Source organism: Caulobacter sp. P1_D6 (genome assembly GCF_056406095.1).
The window spans coordinates 39,475-55,265 of sequence record NZ_JBFUAW010000003.1 but is presented as its reverse complement, the minus strand read 5'-3'; the positions used below and the strand labels follow the sequence as shown (position 1 = coordinate 55,265).

The 15,791-nt window shown below is 69.8% G+C and carries 18 protein-coding genes; 8 read left to right on the top strand and 10 right to left on the bottom strand.

The features are described 5' to 3' along the window. Nucleotides 1-120 precede the first annotated feature (120 nt). The 5 genes from ntrX to dusB all read right to left on the bottom strand — a co-directional run bounded on the left by ntrX (nt 121) and on the right by dusB (nt 7,445). A complete protein-coding gene (gene ntrX, locus AC1DYP_RS01660) occupies nt 121-1,509 on the bottom strand; it encodes a nitrogen assimilation response regulator NtrX (protein WP_477044850.1) in 1,389 nt (462 codons plus the stop codon). Further along, nucleotides 1,506-3,749, bottom strand: coding sequence for a sensor histidine kinase NtrY-like (locus AC1DYP_RS01655; RefSeq protein ID WP_477044849.1), 2,244 nt, complete (start codon nt 3,747-3,749; stop codon nt 1,506-1,508). Before AC1DYP_RS01655 ends, ntrX begins: the two co-directional genes overlap by 4 nt. A 143-nt stretch (nt 3,750-3,892) precedes the next feature. Beyond that, a complete protein-coding gene (locus AC1DYP_RS01650) occupies nt 3,893-5,314 on the bottom strand; it encodes a sigma 54-interacting transcriptional regulator (RefSeq protein WP_477034925.1) in 1,422 nt (473 codons plus the stop codon). After that, nucleotides 5,311-6,441 carry a two-component system sensor histidine kinase NtrB gene (locus tag AC1DYP_RS01645; RefSeq protein WP_477034924.1) on the bottom strand — a complete coding sequence of 377 codons (1,131 nt, stop codon included), beginning with the start codon at nt 6,439-6,441 and terminating at the stop codon, nt 5,311-5,313. The genes AC1DYP_RS01650 and AC1DYP_RS01645 overlap by 4 nt, the downstream gene beginning before the upstream one ends. Further along, nucleotides 6,438-7,445 carry a tRNA dihydrouridine synthase DusB gene (gene dusB, locus AC1DYP_RS01640; RefSeq protein ID WP_477044848.1) on the bottom strand — a complete coding sequence of 336 codons (1,008 nt, stop codon included), beginning with the start codon at nt 7,443-7,445 and terminating at the stop codon, nt 6,438-6,440. The genes AC1DYP_RS01645 and dusB overlap by 4 nt, the downstream gene beginning before the upstream one ends. 97 nt (nt 7,446-7,542) lie before the next feature. Here dusB and AC1DYP_RS01635 point away from each other — a divergent pair, with 97 nt between their 5' ends. From AC1DYP_RS01635 to AC1DYP_RS01620, 4 genes are all read left to right on the top strand, one after another. After that, nucleotides 7,543-8,694, top strand: coding sequence for a bifunctional 2-C-methyl-D-erythritol 4-phosphate cytidylyltransferase/2-C-methyl-D-erythritol 2,4-cyclodiphosphate synthase (locus tag AC1DYP_RS01635; protein ID WP_477044847.1), 1,152 nt, complete (start codon nt 7,543-7,545; stop codon nt 8,692-8,694). A gap of 108 nt (nt 8,695-8,802) precedes the next feature. Next, nucleotides 8,803-9,294 carry a CinA family protein gene (locus tag AC1DYP_RS01630; protein WP_477034921.1) on the top strand — a complete coding sequence of 164 codons (492 nt, stop codon included), beginning with the start codon at nt 8,803-8,805 and terminating at the stop codon, nt 9,292-9,294. Then, nucleotides 9,295-10,410, top strand: a complete 1,116-nt coding sequence (locus tag AC1DYP_RS01625; RefSeq protein WP_477044846.1) for an FUSC family protein — start codon at nt 9,295-9,297, stop codon at nt 10,408-10,410. Between the two features lie 34 nt (nt 10,411-10,444). After that, nucleotides 10,445-11,266: an arginase family protein gene (locus AC1DYP_RS01620; RefSeq protein ID WP_477044845.1), complete on the top strand. Its 822-nt coding sequence runs from the start codon at nt 10,445-10,447 to the stop codon at nt 11,264-11,266. On the opposite strand, the gene AC1DYP_RS01615 is transcribed toward AC1DYP_RS01620, so the two are convergent. Both AC1DYP_RS01615 and AC1DYP_RS01610 read right to left on the bottom strand, forming a co-directional pair. Then, nucleotides 11,263-11,667 (bottom strand): DUF6165 family protein, encoded by a 405-nt coding sequence (locus AC1DYP_RS01615; RefSeq protein ID WP_477044844.1) that lies wholly within the window; start codon nt 11,665-11,667, stop codon nt 11,263-11,265. The two genes, AC1DYP_RS01620 and AC1DYP_RS01615, sit on opposite strands and share 4 nt — an antisense overlap. 1 nt (nt 11,668) lies before the next feature. Beyond that, a complete protein-coding gene (locus tag AC1DYP_RS01610; RefSeq protein ID WP_477044843.1) occupies nt 11,669-12,658 on the bottom strand; it encodes a glycosyltransferase family 9 protein in 990 nt (329 codons plus the stop codon). 97 nt (nt 12,659-12,755) lie between these two features. Between AC1DYP_RS01610 and AC1DYP_RS01605 the strand changes: the two genes are divergently transcribed. The 4 genes from AC1DYP_RS01605 (at nt 12,756) to AC1DYP_RS01590 (ending at nt 14,913) form a co-directional block, all read left to right on the top strand. Next, nucleotides 12,756-13,316 (top strand): TetR/AcrR family transcriptional regulator, encoded by a 561-nt coding sequence (locus AC1DYP_RS01605; protein WP_477044842.1) that lies wholly within the window; start codon nt 12,756-12,758, stop codon nt 13,314-13,316. Between the two features lie 41 nt (nt 13,317-13,357). Beyond that, complete coding sequence (locus AC1DYP_RS01600) at nt 13,358-14,146, top strand: lysophospholipid acyltransferase family protein (RefSeq protein WP_477044841.1); 789 nt, start codon at nt 13,358-13,360, stop codon at nt 14,144-14,146. A 38-nt stretch (nt 14,147-14,184) separates the two neighbouring features. After that, complete coding sequence (locus AC1DYP_RS01595) at nt 14,185-14,457, top strand: hypothetical protein (RefSeq protein ID WP_477044840.1); 273 nt, start codon at nt 14,185-14,187, stop codon at nt 14,455-14,457. An 87-nt stretch (nt 14,458-14,544) separates the two neighbouring features. Further along, the gene (locus AC1DYP_RS01590; RefSeq protein ID WP_477044839.1) at nt 14,545-14,913 is read left to right on the top strand and encodes a hypothetical protein; all 369 of its coding nucleotides are present in this window, start codon (nt 14,545-14,547) and stop codon (nt 14,911-14,913) included. A 4-nt stretch (nt 14,914-14,917) separates the two neighbouring features. Here the strand turns inward: AC1DYP_RS01590 and AC1DYP_RS01585 are convergent, their stop codons facing one another. The 3 genes from AC1DYP_RS01585 to AC1DYP_RS01575 are packed head-to-tail and all read right to left on the bottom strand — an operon-like array spanning nt 14,918 to nt 15,779. Further along, nucleotides 14,918-15,118, bottom strand: a complete 201-nt coding sequence (locus tag AC1DYP_RS01585; RefSeq protein WP_477044838.1) for a hypothetical protein — start codon at nt 15,116-15,118, stop codon at nt 14,918-14,920. Next, the gene (locus AC1DYP_RS01580; RefSeq protein ID WP_477044837.1) at nt 15,118-15,387 is read right to left on the bottom strand and encodes a hypothetical protein; all 270 of its coding nucleotides are present in this window, start codon (nt 15,385-15,387) and stop codon (nt 15,118-15,120) included. Before AC1DYP_RS01580 ends, AC1DYP_RS01585 begins: the two co-directional genes overlap by 1 nt. A 2-nt stretch (nt 15,388-15,389) precedes the next feature. Continuing rightward, nucleotides 15,390-15,779: a HesB/IscA family protein gene (locus AC1DYP_RS01575; protein ID WP_477044836.1), complete on the bottom strand. Its 390-nt coding sequence runs from the start codon at nt 15,777-15,779 to the stop codon at nt 15,390-15,392. Nucleotides 15,780-15,791: the final 12 nt, after the last annotated feature.

The following is a 15,791-nucleotide window of genomic DNA, read 5'->3' as shown; positions in this document are numbered from 1 at the left end:
CCGGGACCTAAGCGGCCTGTCAAAAGGACGCTTCGACCGACCGAGCGTCCGCGAACTGATCTCAAGCTCGGCTTGGGTCCCGGCTTTCGCCGGGATGAGCGGAGGTTGGGGGTCAGATAGTTACTCTTCCTCTTCGACTCGTGCACCCGCGACGCCCAGGGATTTCAATTTCCTGTGCAGGGCCGAGCGCTCCATGCCGATGAAGTTGGCGGTGCGCGAGATGTTGCCGCCGAACCGCAGGATCTGGGCGTTCAGATACTCGCGCTCGAACAGTTCCCGCGCCTCGCGCAGCGGCAGGGCGATGATCCGCTCGGCCCCGATCGCCCCGGCGTTGCCGCCGGTCGGCTGCTCGTTGGTGTTGAGCATCTCGGCGGTGATCAGGTCGCCGGGCTCGCCCGAGGCCAGGATCAGCATCCGCTCGACGTTGTTGCGCAACTGGCGGACGTTGCCGGGCCAGGCCTGGACCTGCAGGGTCGCCAGGGCGTCCTCGCCCAGCCGCCGGCGCTGCATGCCCGTGGCCTCGCTGATCCGCTCGATGAAGTAGCTGATCAGCTCGGGGATGTCCTCGCGCCTCTCGGAAAGACCTGGCACGCGAACCGGCACCACGTTCAGACGGTGGAACAGGTCCTCGCGGAACCGCCCGGCGGCGATCTCCTCGCGCAGCTCGCGCGAGGTCGACGAGATCACCCGCACGTCGACCTGGACGTCGTTGTCGCCGCCCACCCGGCGGAAGCGCTGCTCGACCAGGACCCGCAGGATGCGGCTCTGGGTCTCGCGCGGCATGTCGGCCACCTCGTCGAGATAGAGGGTGCCGCCGTGGGCGCGTTCGAACACGCCGATCTTGCGCGGACGACCGTTCTCGCCTTCCTCGCCGAACAGTTCGACGTCCAGGCGCTCGGGCGCCATGCCCGCGGCGCTGACGGCCACGAACTCGTTGCGCAGCCGGGCGCTGGAGCCGTGGATCAGCCGGGCGACCAGCTCCTTGCCCGAGCCGGGCGGGCCCGAGACCAGCACCCGGCTGTTGGCCGGGGCGACCTTGGCGATCAGCTGACGCAGGGCCTGGGCGGCCGCCGACTTGCCCATCAGGCCGTCGGAGCTGAAGCTCTGCACCCGCAGGCGACGGTTTTCGCGCTTGAGGTTGGCGGCTTCCAGGGCCCGTTCCACCACCAGCAGCAGGCGGTCGGACTTGAACGGCTTTTCCAGGAACTCGTAGGCCCCGCGCTTGATGGCGCTGACGGCGGTCTCGATGTTGCCGTGGCCCGAGATCATGATCACCGGCAGGTCGGGGTCGAGGGCCTTGACCATGTCGAGCAGCTCCAGCCCGTCCATCCCCCCGCCCTGCATCCAGATGTCCAGCACCAGCAGCGCGGGCTTTCGGGCTCGCAGGGCGGCCAGCGCCTGGTCGCTATCGGCCGCGACCCGCACCGCGTAGCCTTCATCCTCGAGGATGCCGGCCACCAGTTCGCGGATATCGACCTCGTCGTCGACCACAAGCACGTCAGCGCTCATATCATCTCCTCTACGCCGTTCTGGGCGTTGGCGGCGGTCAGCCGCGCGGTCGTGGGGAACTTCAGGATGACCCGGGCGCCGGTTCCATTCAGCGCGTCGGTCAGGACCAGTTCGCCTTCATGGTCCTCCATGATCCGCTTGACGATCGCCAGCCCGAGGCCGGTGCCCTTCTCGCGGGTCGTGACATAGGGTTCGGTCAGCCGGTCGCGGTCGCGGGCCGGCAGACCCACGCCGTTGTCCTCGACGACCAGGCACAGGTGCTCGTCGTCCGAGACCAGGCTGGCGACGATGCGGCCCGGCGGTTCCGGCGAAGCCAGGCGACGCGCGCCGACCGCCTCGCCGGCGTTCTTGAGGATGTTGGTCAGGGCCTGGCCGACCATCCGCGCGTCACAGCTGACCCACACTTCCTCTTCAGGATCCTCCAGCGCCACCTCGGTCTCGGCGTCGACGAAGCGCTGGGCGAACACCGCCTGGCGCAGCATCTCGGTCAGGTCGGCCGGCGCGAAGCGTGGCGCGGGCATGCGGGCGAACGACGAGAACTCGTCGACCATCCGGCCGATGTCGCCGACCTGGCGGATGATGGTCTCGGTGCAGCGGTCGAAGGTTTCCAGGTCGCTGGTGATGTCCTTGCGGTACTTGCGACGGATGCGTTCGGCCGACAGCTGGATCGGGGTCAGCGGATTCTTGATCTCGTGGGCGATGCGCCGGGCGACGTCCTTCCAGGCGGCGTTGCGTTGGGCGGCCACCAGGCGGGTGATGTCGTCGAAGGTCAGGACCAGGGTGCCGACCGCGTGACCGGCCCCGCGGAAGCGGAGCCGACGGGTCTCGCCGCCGCGGATCACGTCGATCTCGACCTCGGCGTTCGGCTTGCCGCCGCTGATCTCCGAGATGACGGTCTCCAGCTCGGGAGCCACCTCGACCAGCGGCTGGCTCACGGCGTCGTCGGTCAGAGCCAGAAGGTCGCCGGCCCGGCGGTTGAGGGCGGTGATCCGGCCCTCGGAATCCAGACCCACGACGCCGGCGCTGACGCCCGACAGCACGGTCTCGATGAACTGGCGGCGCGACTCCGCGTCGAGACTGGCCACCCGCAGGGCGGCCTGCTGGGCCTGCAGGTCGGTGGTCATCATGTTGAAGGCGATCGACAGGGCGCGGATCTCCTCGGGGCCGATCTCGACGTCGACCCGCGCGTCCAGGTCGCCGGCCGACACCCGGCCGGCCGCCTGCACCAGGCCCGAGACCGGGGCGGCGATCGAGTTGGCGGCGGCGATGCCGACCCAGACGGCCGCGACCAGCACCAGCAGGGCGGTCTCGATGTAGCTGAGGCCGAAGATCACCTGGATGCGGTTCTGGTTCTTGGCCGCCTCGCGATACGAGATCAGCGATTCCTCGGACTCGATCAGGTGGGCCAGGATGCCCTTGTCGATCGGCCGGGCGATGTAGAGGTAGGCGTCCGGGAAGGCCTTCAGGCGATAGAGCGCCCGGAACAGGTCTTCCTCGACGAAGCGCTGCGAGGTGATGTCGCCGTCGTCGGTCCGCTGGTAGCTGGACGGCGGCGGGGCCAGGAACGGCGGGGCGTCGTCGGACTCGGCGCGGGCCAGGATCCGGCCGTCGCGGTCGAGCACATAGGCGGACGAGAAGCCGTTGTCGTCCATGTGCTCCTTCATGTAGTGGCCGAAGGCGACCGGCGAGTCCGCCAGGGTCGGCGCGGCCAAGTTCAGGGCGCCGGCCATCGGCCCGACGTGCTGGCTGATATATTCGGTCTGCTCGCTGACATAGGAGCGGGCGACGGTGGCCGAGTTCTCGACCACGGTGCGCACGCGCTCGCTGAACCAGGCGTCGACCCCGCGATTGACCAGCACCCCGAAGAACAGGGCCACGATCACCGCCGGGGCCACGGCGGCCACCGAGAACAGGCCCACGAAGCGCAGGTGCAGCCGCGCGCCGGCGTCGCTCGCCCGCGCGTCGACCAGGTCCAGCAGCCGCCAGCCGACGATGCCGGCCACGCAGAGAATCAGGGCGAGGTTGAAACCGAGGACGACGAGGATGACCGTGGTGGCCGGTCCGATCGGCCCGGTGGCCGGCGGCGACGACGCCAGGAACACCGCCGTGGCGGTCAGGGCGATCGCCACGCCGTAGGCCCCGCCCAACGTGAAGCGGGACCGCAACAGCTCGCGCCACCAGGCCCGGCTGAACCGGGTCGGGGGTCCTTCAAGCTCCAGCACGGACGGAACGGACGCCATTGACCAAGTCTAAGGGGCCCTGTGCCCTAAACTCAACAGGTATGTGCCAATTAAGCGTCAGCGGTGGCGTTACAATGCGTTCATCCGCACGAAACGCCCTCCGTCCGCCCAAAATCAGGACGGAGAGTCTCACTGGTGAGATTTTACCGCCGGCCGCGCGTCATCTCGACGCCCAGGTCCTGGATCTTCTTGCGCAAGGTGTTGCGGTTGAGTCCCAGGATTTCGGCGGCCCGCACCTGATTGCCGCGGGTGGCCGACAGGGTCAGCTGGATCAGCGGCCGCTCCACCTCCTGCAGCACCCGGTCGTAGAGGCCGGCGGCCGGCACGCCGTCGGGCTGGTCGGCGAAGTGCGACGACAGGTGGCGCTCGACCAGGCTGGCCAGGGTGACCGGACCCTCGTCGGCGTGGGCGGCCGGCGCGTGGTCCTGCAGTTCGCGATCGACGATCCGGGCGGTGATCAGCTCCTCGGCGTAGAGGGCGCACATCCGCCGGATCAGGTTTTCCAGTTCGCGCACGTTGCCGGGCCAGGCGTGGCTCTTCATGCGGTCCAGCGCGCTCTGGTCGATGGTCTTGGACGGCAGGCCTTCGCGGGCGGCGCGCAGCAGGAAGGTGCGGGCCAGGTCCGGAATGTCCTCGGTGCGGTCGCGCAGCGGCGGCAGGCGCACGGGCGCGACATTGAGGCGGAAGAACAGGTCTTCGCGGAACAGGCCCTGCTGGATCAGGCCACGCAGGTCGCGATTGGTGGCGGCGATGATGCGGACGTTGGGACGACGGCCGGTCTTGGGGTTGAGCACCGGCTCGGTGCCGTCGATCACCCGCAGCAGGCGCGTCTGGGCGTCCAGCGGCATGTCGCCGATCTCGTCCAGGAACAGGGTGCCGCCGTCGGCCTCGATCAGGCGGCCCATGTCGCCCTCCCCGCGCCCGAACAGCTCGGTCTCGACCCGCTCGCGCGGCACGGCGGCCAGGTTGATGACCACGAACTTGCCGTCGCGGCGGCGGCCCAGCTCGTGCAGGGCGCGAGCCACCAGTTCCTTGCCGGTGCCGCTCTCGCCGAGGATCAGCACCGTCAGGTCGGCGCCGACCAGGCGGGCGATGGTGCGATAGACCTCCTGCATCGGGGCCGAGCGGCCGATCAGCGGCAGGCGCTCGTCGCGCATGGCGCGGGCCTGGGCCTTGGAGGCCTCGGCGTCGGCCGGCCGCGACAGGGCCCGGCGGGCGGCGGCGGTGACGTCGTCGAGGTCGAAGGGCTTGGAGACGTATTCGAACGCGCCCGCGTCGGCGGCGTTGACCGCCGTCAGCAGGGTGTTCTGGGCGCTCATCACGATGATCGGCAGCTTGGGCCGCTCCTTGCGGATGCGCGGCAGCACGTCGAACACGTTCTCGTCGGGCATCATCACGTCGGTGACGATCAGATCGCCCTCGCCGTCCATCACCCACTTCAGCAGCGTGGTGGCGTTGCCCGTCGCCCGGACCTGATAGCCCAGCCGGGTGAAGGCCTGGCTGAGCACCAGGCGCACCGAGCTGTCGTCGTCGGCGATCAGGATCTTCTTGCTGGCGGCGTTCATGCGTGGGCGTCTCCAGTGGAGGTGGCAAGCTTTCCGGTCGCCATCGGCAGCAGCACGCGGAACACGGTGCGGCCGGGCTCGGATTCGAAGTCGATCAGTCCGCCGTGGCTGGTCACCAGCTTGGTGACCAGGGCCAGGCCCAGGCCCGTGCCGTTGGCCTTGGTGGTGACGAACGGCTGGAACAGGTGATCGCGCAGGCTCTGGGGCACGCCGGGACCGTTGTCCTGCACGCGGATCTCGATCGGCGCGCCGGCGGTGGCCTTGCCATCCGCGCCCCGCACCCGGACGCCGGGACGCCAAGCGGTGTGGATCGACAGGATGCCTTGGCCGTCGCCGCGCATGTGGGCGGCCTCGGCGGCGTTCTTGACCAGGTTCAGGAACACCTGGATCAGGTGGTCCTCGTCGCCCCAGACGTCGGGCAGCGACGGGTCGTAGTGCTCCTGCAGCGCCAGGCCGTCTGCGACGCCGTTGACGACCAGGGCGCGGACGCGGTCCAGCACCTGGTGGATGTTGACCGCCTCGCGCGGACCCGGGACCTCGTCGGAGAAGGCCTCCATGCGGTCGACCAGGCGGCGGATGCGGTCGGTCTCGTCGACGATCAGCTGGGCCAGCGGCTGGTCGGCGGCGCTGGCGCCGGTCTTCAGCAACTGGGCCGCGCCGCGGATGCCGGCCAGCGGGTTCTTGATCTCGTGGGCCAGCATGCGGCCCAGGCCGACCACCGAGCGCAGGCCGGCGGCGTCCGAAGCCCGCTCGACGCCCAGCACGCCCTTGACGTGAAGGGTCAGCAGCACCGAACCGTCGCCCAGGGGCGCGGCGGCGCCGTCGGCCTCGAACGGCGGCTGGCCGAACAGATTGACCTCGACCCCGTGCTCGCGGACCAGCGCGCCTTCGAACAGGGCGCGGTCCATCATCGAGACCAGCACCGAGCCGGGCGGCAGGGCGGCGCGGAAGCGGCCGCGGGCCAGCAGCGACAGGCCCTGGCCGAACAGGGCCTCGGCGGCTTCGTTGACCGCCACCAAAGCGCCTTCGCGGTCGACGACCAGGGCGGGTTCGGGACTCAGGTCGAAGGCCGCGACCTTCAGGCTGTCGGAGATCTTGGTCGGGGAGATGCGGGCGTGATCGGTCATGCGGCCAGCCTCCGGTCGTCCAGCCACAGGGCGGCCAGGCCGTCCTCGATCGCGGCGGGGTCTTCCAGGCGGCACAGGACGCCGCGGGCGATCCGCCGCGCCTCCTCGCTGTCGGGCCACGGCGCGGCGTCGATGTACGAGGCCAGGTGCTTGCGGAAGATCTTCAGCCCCAGGTTCTGGCCGTAGAAGTCCAGGCTGCGACGGAAATGGGTGACCGCGATGGCCAGGCGCTCCTGGGCGTCCGGCTCGCGGAAGCCCTCGCCGCGCAGCGCCGCCTCGATGGCCTGGGCGATCCACGGGCGGCCGTAGACGCCGCGGCCGATCATCACGCCGTCGGCGCCCGATTGGTCCAAGGCTTGGCGAGCGGTGTCGCCGTCGACGATGTCGCCGTTGACCAGCACCGGGACGCCGACCGCCTGCTTGACGGCGGCGACGGCCTCCCAGTCGGCCTCGCCCTTGTAGAACTGGCAGCGCGTGCGGCCATGGACGGTGAGCGCCTGGGCGCCGGCGTCGACGGCCCGGCGGGCGATGTCGGCGGCGTTGCGGCTGTCGTCGTCCCAGCCCAGGCGCATCTTGACGGTGACCGGCACGTCGACGGCCTTGACGGCGGCGGCGACCAGGGCCTCGGCCAGGTCCGGCTCGCGCATCAGGGCCGAGCCCGAGGCCACGCCGCCGGTGACCATCTTGGAGGGGCAGCCGAAGTTCAGGTCGACGATCTGTGCCCCGGCCTCGGCGGCCATCCGCGCGCCCTGGGCCATGAAGCCGGGATCGCGGCCGACCAGCTGGACGACCATCAGCGGCAGGCCGTCGCCGACCGCCGCGCGACGCACGGCGTCCGGGCGTCCCCGCGCGAACTCGGCGCAGGCCACCATCTCGGTCGCCACATAGGCCGCGCCGAGGCGGGTGGCGGTTTCCCTGAAAGGCAGATCGGAGACGCCGGTCATGGGTGCGATCCACACACGCCCGGGCACTTCGACCTTGCCGACTGCGAGACTGTTGCTCATTTTATATGCATCCCCACCGCACTGTTTTTAGGCAATTTGTGCGCCGCAGTAAACCCTCTTCTCTAGACAAGTTACCTCGGGCGGCTAAACAGCCCGGATGACCTTCTCCGCCGTCATCGTCGCCGCCGGTTCCGGTACCAGGGCTGGCCCCGGCCAGGCCAAGCAATGGCGTGTGCTGGCCGGGAAAACCGTGCTGCGCTGGTCGGTGGAAGCCCTGCTGGGCGGCGGCGCGCAAAAGCTTGTGATCGTGGCCGATCCCGACGCCCGCCCGATCCTGGAAACGGCCCTGCACGGACTTTCCGGCTGGACCACGGCCGCCGGCGGCGCGACTCGCGCCCTCTCCGTCCAGGCCGGTCTGGCCGCCCTCGCCGACCGTCCGGCCGACGAGCCGGTGCTGATCCACGACGCCGCCCGGCCCTTCCTCGGCGCCGCAACAATCGAAGCTGTGCTGAAAGCCCTCGACGACGCCGATGGCGCGATTCCGGCCTTGCCGGTCGCCGATACGCTGAAAAGCGGGGCGGTCGACGCGGCCGTTGTCACGAAACCGCGTAACGATCTGTGGCGCGCCCAGACCCCCCAGGCCTTCCGCCGCGACCGCCTGCTGGCGGCCTACGTCGAATGGACGGGTCCGGACGAACCGACCGACGACGGCCAGGTGGTCGAACGCCACGGCGGCCGCGTCGTGGTCGTGCCCGGCGATCCGATGCTGATGAAACTGACCTATCCGGAGGACTTCGCCATGGCTGAGACGTTGGCGGGCCGCGCGCGGATCACCCGCATGGGACAAGGCTTCGACGCCCACCGCTGGGGCCGGGGGGAATCGGTCTGGTTGTGCGGCGTCGAGATCGCCCACACTGAAACCCTGATCGGCCATTCCGACGCCGACGCCGGCCTGCACGCCCTGACCGACGCCATCCTGGGCGCGATCGGCGAAGGCGACATCGGCGACCACTTCCCGCCCACCGATCCGCAATGGAAGGGCGCGTCCTCGGACAAGTTCCTGATCCATGCCGTGGATCTAGTCCGTCAACGCGGCGGAACCTTGGTCAATGTCGACGTGACCCTGATCTGCGAGCGGCCCAAGATCAAACCGCACCGCGCGGCGATGCGCGAGCGCCTGGCCCAGATCCTGGACCTTCCGCTCGACCGGGTCAGCGTCAAGGCGACCACCACCGAGGGCATGGGCTTCACCGGCCGCGGCGAAGGCCTGGCCGCCCAGGCGATCGCCGTGGTCGAGACGCCGGCCTGAGGGGCTCGGGACGAAGATGGGGACACACACTCACCCCATCCACATTGCCATTTGCCCGCAGACCGTGATGTGAGTGTGTGTCCCCGCCTCGAGGCGCAGGAGTCTCCGATGTTCCCGCTCGAAATCCAGACCCTGGCCCGCCTGCTGATTGACGAAGCGCGCGGGAAGTCCCTTCGGCTGGCCACGGCCGAGAGCTGCACCGGCGGGCTGGTGGCGGGCGCGATCTGCAACATCTCCGGGGCGTCGGACGTCTTCGAGCGCGGCTTCGTCACCTACACCAACCGCGCCAAGTCCGAGATGCTGGGCGTGCCGGGCGACCTGATCGCCGACCACGGGGCGGTGTCCGAGGTGGTGGCGCGATGGATGGCCGAGGGCGCGCTGGAGGCCAGCAACGCCCACGTCGCCGTGTCGATCACCGGCGTGGCGGGACCCGGCGGCGGCTCGCCCCTGAAGCCGGTCGGCACCGTGCATTTCGCGGTGGCCCGCGCCAACCGTTCGGTCGTCCATCGCCATGAACTGTTCGACGGCGAGACCCGCGAAGGGGTGCAGTTGGCCGCCGTCCGCACGGCGCTGGAGATGCTGCGCGAGGCGGTGACCTAGATGCCGGAAGCCGCGCCCAGCGACTGGCGGCGGTTCGTCGGCCTGGAGCTGTCCCGCGCCGCCCTGGCCAAGGCCGCCGGCCGCAAGACCGAGCTGCGCCACGCCATCCGGGTGTCGGCCGCGGTCGTGGCCGCCTACGCCCTGGCGACCCTGCTGCGCTTGCCTCAGGGCTATTGGGCGGTGTTCACGGCCGTGATCATCGTCCAGTCCAGCCTGGGCGCGACGATCACCGCCTCGATCGAACGCCTGATGGGCACCGCCGTCGGCGCGGCTGTCGGTGCCGGAGCCGCCATCCTGCATGCCCGCTTTCCCGAGGCCGGCGGGCCGATCCTGGCCGTGACCGCAGCCTTGCTGGCCTTCCTGGCGGCCGTCCGCCCGGCTTTCAAGGTCGCGCCGGTCACCGCCGTGATCATGCTGATCGGCACGACGACGCACATGGATCCCCTGGTCGCCGCCTTCCTGCGGGTGGCCGAGATCACGGTCGGCAGCGTGGTCGGCATCGCCGCCACCCTGCTGATCTTCCCCGCCCGGGCCCACGCCACGGTGGTCGACAACGCCGACAAGGTGGCCGGACTGCTGGCCGAGCTGCTGGAGCACTACGCCCTGAAGCTGAAGGGCGGCGCGACCGAGCTGGAGGCCCGCGCGCACTACGACGACACGCTGAAGGCGCTGTCCAAGCTGCAGACCGCCATGACCGAGGCCGATCGCGAAAGCGCCAGCCGGCTGAGCGACCATTCGGTGACCGAGGCCCTGCCCCGCACGCTCTGGCGGCTGCGCAACGACAGCGTGATGATCGGCCGGGCTCTGCGCGAGACCTTCCCCTCGCCCGGCCTGGCCCTGCCCTCGGCGGCCATGCTGAACGCCAGCGCGAGCTTCCTGCGGGCCTGTTCGGCCCTGCTGTCGGGCGGTCCGCGCCCCGATCGCATCGCCTTCGCCGAGGCGCATCAGGCCTTCCAGTCCGCCGTCGAGACCCTGCGGGCCGGCGGCGGCACCCGGGCTCTGGCCTTCGACGACGCGGCGCGCGTCTTCGGCCTGGTGTTCGCCATCGAGAACCTGTTCGGCAACCTCGGCGACTTCGAGGAGCGGGTCGAGGAAACCGTCGGCAAGCGGTCCTAGCGATCTTGCCGAAGCTCGGGTTAGGCTGAGACCCATGTCCAGCCTCGCTCTCACCGTCTTCCAAGGTCGCGCCGGCGATCGCAATCCGCGCGGCGTCGCCGGCGCCCTGGCCGTGGGCGCGGCCCTTGGAGCCCGCCTGGGCGTGGCCCTTGAGCGCGTGGGCGTTCGGGCTCCGCCGCTGGCGACCGGATGGTCGGCGGAATTGGAAGCGGCCCGTCCCGGACTGGAGGCGCTGGCCGCCCGCCTGGACGCCGTGCTGGCCGACGGCAAGGTTTCCCTGGTGGCCCAGGGACGCTGCGCCGCCTCGATCGCCGCCCTGCCCGTCGTGTTGCGCCATCATCCCGACGCCCTGATCGTCTGGTTCGACGCCCACGGCGACTGTAATCAGCCCGCCTATTCTACCACCGGCTATCTGGGCGGCATGGTGCTGACCGCCGCCGCCGGCGTCTGGGATACGGGCCTGGGCCAAGGGCTGGACCTGGCCGACGTGGTCCTTGTCGGGGCGCGGGACCTGGATGCGTGCGAGATCGCCCTGATCGCCGCCGGCGGGCCGCGCGTGGTGGCGGCCGGCCCGGGGATCGCGCAGCGACTGGCCGCCGCGATCGGCGACCGGCCGGTCTATGTGCATCTCGACTGCGATGTCCTGAACCCGGGCCTCGTGCCCACCGAATACAGCGTCGCCGACGGCCTGAGCTTCGCTGACCTGCGCGAGGCCTGCGCGGTCCTGGCTCGAAACCGGGTGATCGGGCTGGAGATCGCCGAGTTCGAGGACGTCTTCGCGGAGACGGCCGCGCTCGGCGACGTCGAGGCGCTGCTGGACGCGCTTGCGCCGCTGCTGGAACGATTGGCGGCCTAGTCGTCCTGCCCGGCCAGATACGGCTTGTAGCTCTTTTCCTCGACGATCTCAGAGCCGACCAGGGTGTTGATCTGGCGCTTCACGGCGGCGCGGCGGTCGTTGTCGATATAGACGCGGCGGGCCAGCGCGACGAACTCGGGTCCGAAGTCCTGGCGGCGTTCGCAGTCGCGCTTGCCGTCCTCGATGTCCCAGAGGGCGGCGTTGATCTCGGTGAGCTGGGCGACCAGGTCCTCCAGCGCCGCCGACTGCGGAAGCTCGCGCCCGGCGGTCTCCTCCAGCAGGGCCAGCTCGGCCTTGACGTTGGCCTCCTTGGCCGGGTCGCCGATCCGCAGCGCCTTGACCCGCAGGATGGTGATCTTGTCGATCAGTTCGCCGGCCGAGACGGGTGCGAGGATGGGCATTTTAGGAAACTCCGGCGATCAGGCGTTGCAGGGCGGCGTCCACCACGTCCAGCGGCAGGGCGGCCATGTCCTGTCCGTAGTCTTCCGCGACCAGCAGCTCAAGACGCGTCGCGGCGGGGCGGAACTTGGCGGCCTTGCGATGATCCTGCTGCAGCGACAGCAGCGGCGCGCCGCCGGCCGCCAGCATGTGGCCAGGGCCCGCGTCATTGGCCACGGCGGCGGTCAGGCGGCCGGCCAGGGCGATGGCCAGCAGCGGACCCTTCGCGACGTCGAAGCCGTCGGTGCGGTCCTTTTCCGGGAAAAGGGCCGTTGGAACCGCCCTGCGCGTGATCTCCAGGTCGGCGGCCTCGTCGGGGCCGAAGAAGAACACCGCCTTGCGGCCGGACGCCTCGATGCGCTGGGCCAGGTCAATGTAGCGCTCCATCGGCCAGCGGCGATCCTGGCCGCCGGCCCCGGGGGCCAGGCCGACATAGACCGGGCCGCCATGGCGCGCGGTCGGCAGCAGGGCGCGGGCCGCGTTCGTGGCGGCGGGGTCGGACAGGGCCAGGGGGCGCGGCGCGCCCGCGCCGTCGCTGGCCAGGAACAGCAGCCGCGCCAGCCGATCGACCACGGCGGCGGGCCAGCCGGGCTTGCGAGCCTGGGTGGCGGCCGAGATGAAGCGCCCCCCTTTGGCCGCTCGCTTGGCCACCAGGCTGCGGCGCAGGTTCTCCTGGGTGTCGATGACCAGGTCGAAGGTCCGGCCGCCGAACGGCTTGACCCACGGCAGGGCGTCCAGAGGCTTGGCGCCGGTCGGCCCCTCGGTCAGGATTTCGTCGATATAGCCCGCCACCACGGGCTTGAGGGGGCCGGCGTACATCGTTCCGCCCTTGGCCGCGCACCAGGTTATCCGGGCCTGGGGGAAGGCCTCGCGTAGGCCGGCGATGAAGGGCAGCTTGATCAGGCTGTCGCCGAGGATCTCGCCCATCGAATAGATCAGGATCGTCTGGACCATGGCCGGGCTTAGGCCGCCGGCCCCGCGGCGGTCAACGGCCCTCTGCGTGATGTGAGTGTTCACTTGCATTCCGGCGACGGCGTGCTAGCTTTGCCTCATGAACGCCAAGCCCAAGATCGAACGCGCCGCCCTCGAGGTCTTCGTCGACCGCGGCGTCGATGCGGCCACCACCAAGCTGATCGCCGCCAAGGCCGGGGTGTCGGAAGGCGCGATCTACCGTCACTGGAAGAGCAAGGACGAGCTGGCCGTGGGCCTGTTCATGGCCACTCACCGACGCCTTTCGGACCTGATCACCGTCAACGCCGACATGGCGACCGGCATCCAGGCCAAGGCCGCCGCCGTGGTCCGCGCCTATTGCACCGTGGCCGACGAGGACTGGCTGCTGTTCGCCTTCCATCTGCTGCAGCTGCACCATTTCCTGCCCTACTACCAGGAGGACGGCCGCGATCCGGTGAGCGTGGTCGAAGGCCTGATCAAGCGGGCGATGATGGCTGCCGAACTGCCGCCGGGCGACCCGCGCGTGATCGCCGCCATGGCCATAGGCGTGATCACCCAGACCGCCCAGAACAAGGCCTATGGCCGCCTGGGCGACGACGACCTTTCGGCCCACGCCCCCTTGATGACCGCCGCCGTCCAGGCCGTGCTTTCCGCCCGCTAAGCCCCTCGCCCACCCCAAGACGCCTTTAGGGACACCGAACCATGCGCAGCGCGCTGTTCAACGCCTACTACTGGGTTCTGTCGATCTTCTACGGCCTGTCGGCCGCCCTCTCCGCCCTGCTCCCGGGGCGCAAGCCCATCGCCTTCGCCCTGCGGCTCTACAGCCAGCGGATGATTTGGGCGCTGCGCGTCTTCGCCGGCGTGAAGATCGACCTGAAGGGCCAGGAGAACCTGCCCAAGGGCGCCTTCATCATCGCCGCCAAGCACCACAGCTGGGGCGACGGCTTCGTGATGTTCGCCAATGTCGAGAACCTGTCGTTCGTGACTGGCGACCACCTGGAGAAGTTCCCGCTGGTCGGCCAGATCCTCAAGAAGTTCGGGGCCATCGTGGTCGACAGCTGCGGCGGGCCGGAGGCTCGCAGGGCCCTGTCGGCCAGCGCCGCCCAGGTCGCCGCAGAGGGCCGCCGCATCCTGATCTATCCGGAGGGACACCTGGCCGCCCCGGGCGAGCGGTTCCGCTATCGCACGGGCGTCTACCACATGAGCCGCGACTTCGACCTGCCGGTGGTGCCCGTGGCCACGAACCTGGGCTGCTTCTGGAAGCAGACCGACAAGAAGAAGACCGCCGGCCAGGCCACGGTCGAGTTCCTGCCGCCCCTGCCCAAGGGCCTGTCGAAGGCCGAGTTCATGGCCCGGATGGAAGACGTCATCGAAACCCGCACCAACCAGCTGATCGCCCAGGCGCGCGGCGAGCCGGTCAAGCCGTCGGTGCTGGTGGAGTGGAACGGGCGGAAGAACGTGACGGCGTCGGCGGAGACGCAAGCGGCCTGACTTCCGTCGAGTGGCCACCCCAAGGATTGGAGGGAGTCTTGATCGTGCGCGTGGGGCTTCTTGTACTTTCGTTCCTCCTCGCCCTCTTGGCTTTCGTCATGGCGCGGGAGGTCCGGTGGGGCACGGATCCTTGGATCTGGGCGCTGGCCTTCCTCCTTCCGCCGCTGTGGATCGCGACGGTCGTCGGAAGCTACAGGATCGGACGGTTTGGCCCTTGGGCGCTGACGATAGGCGTGCTCCCCGCCCTGTCGGGCGTGTGCGGCATCACCCTGATCTATGGCGCGAGCTTTCTGTTCGGCGCCTACGTGTAGGGAAACCCGCTTGGCGCTAACCATGACTTGTCGTTCTTCTTAAGGTCGATAAACTCTCCATCACCTCCATAAATTGGGTCGCCTGACATGACCTCGACGGACACATCGATCAGCGTCGACGGAGCAACGCCGCCCCGCGCCAGGGCGTCGAAGGTCAGGCGGGTCCTGGCCCTGGTGGTCGGGGCGATCTGGCTGGTGCTGACCGTTCCGGCGCTGGGTCTGGCGGCGATGTCGGTGATGGCGTCGGACGGCGGCGTGAACGCGGCCATCTACACCTTCGTCTTCGCCTGTTTCGCCCTGCCCCTGACCACCCTGCTGGCGGCGGTCGGCGGTTTCGTCAGCGGCGTGACAGGGCGGATGCGGTTCGTCGCGATCGGCTCGGCCCTGCCCTTCGTGGCGCTGGCGGTGGCGTTCGGGGCGATCGCCTTTGGCGCGGGCGCGGCCCCGGCGACTTGAGCCTCTAGAACTCGACCGGACACTCCGCCGGAACCGGGACGAACGTCCCGTCCTCCCGACGCTGGTCGAAATGCTTGGTGGCGCAGCCGGTCGAGCACAGGATGCCCTGGTCCGACCAGTACAACGGGGCATGGTCTTCGTGGCGGAAGGCCGGCGCGCCCCAGGCCAGGCCGCATTCCACGCAGGCGGGCGTCTTGGTCAGCATCAGTCTTCAAACTCCGCCGAAGCGCGAGGCGCGTCGGGCAACTGTTGGTCCAGCGACTGGCGATAGCGGATGCAGCCGCGCATGAACTGCGGCCATTCCGGCACGACCGGCTGGGGATCGGTAATCTCGGGCAGCAAGCCCCACATGGCCGGATGGTGCCAGCACAACGCGTGGCCGCTGCTGTCGCGATGCTCGCGGATGGCGGCGCGCAGCTTCAGGACTTCCTGGATCAGCGCGTCCCGTGACAGGCTCGCCAAATCCTCATCCATCCTCAGGCCTCCTCCGGCGCCGGCTGGATCGTCACGCTCTCGCCGCAGCCGCAGGCGTCGGTTTCGTTCGGGTTGTTGAACACGAACTTCGACGACAGCTTGGTGGTCTCGTAGTCGATCGTGGTGCCGATCAGGAACAGCACGGCCTTGGGATCGATCAGGATGGTCACGCCCTGGTCCTCGACGACCTCGTCGATCGGGCCCTTCTCGGCGGCGTATTCGAAGATGTATTCCGAGCCCGCGCAGCCGCCGTTCTTCACGCCCACGCGCAGCCCGGCATAGGGCTTATCGGCCCGGTCCATGATCTCCTTCACCCGCGCGGCGGCGGCCGGCGTCAGGGTGACGACCTTGGGACGGGGGCGACGGACGCGAGGGGTGACGGCGGCTTCCATGGGATTCGAACC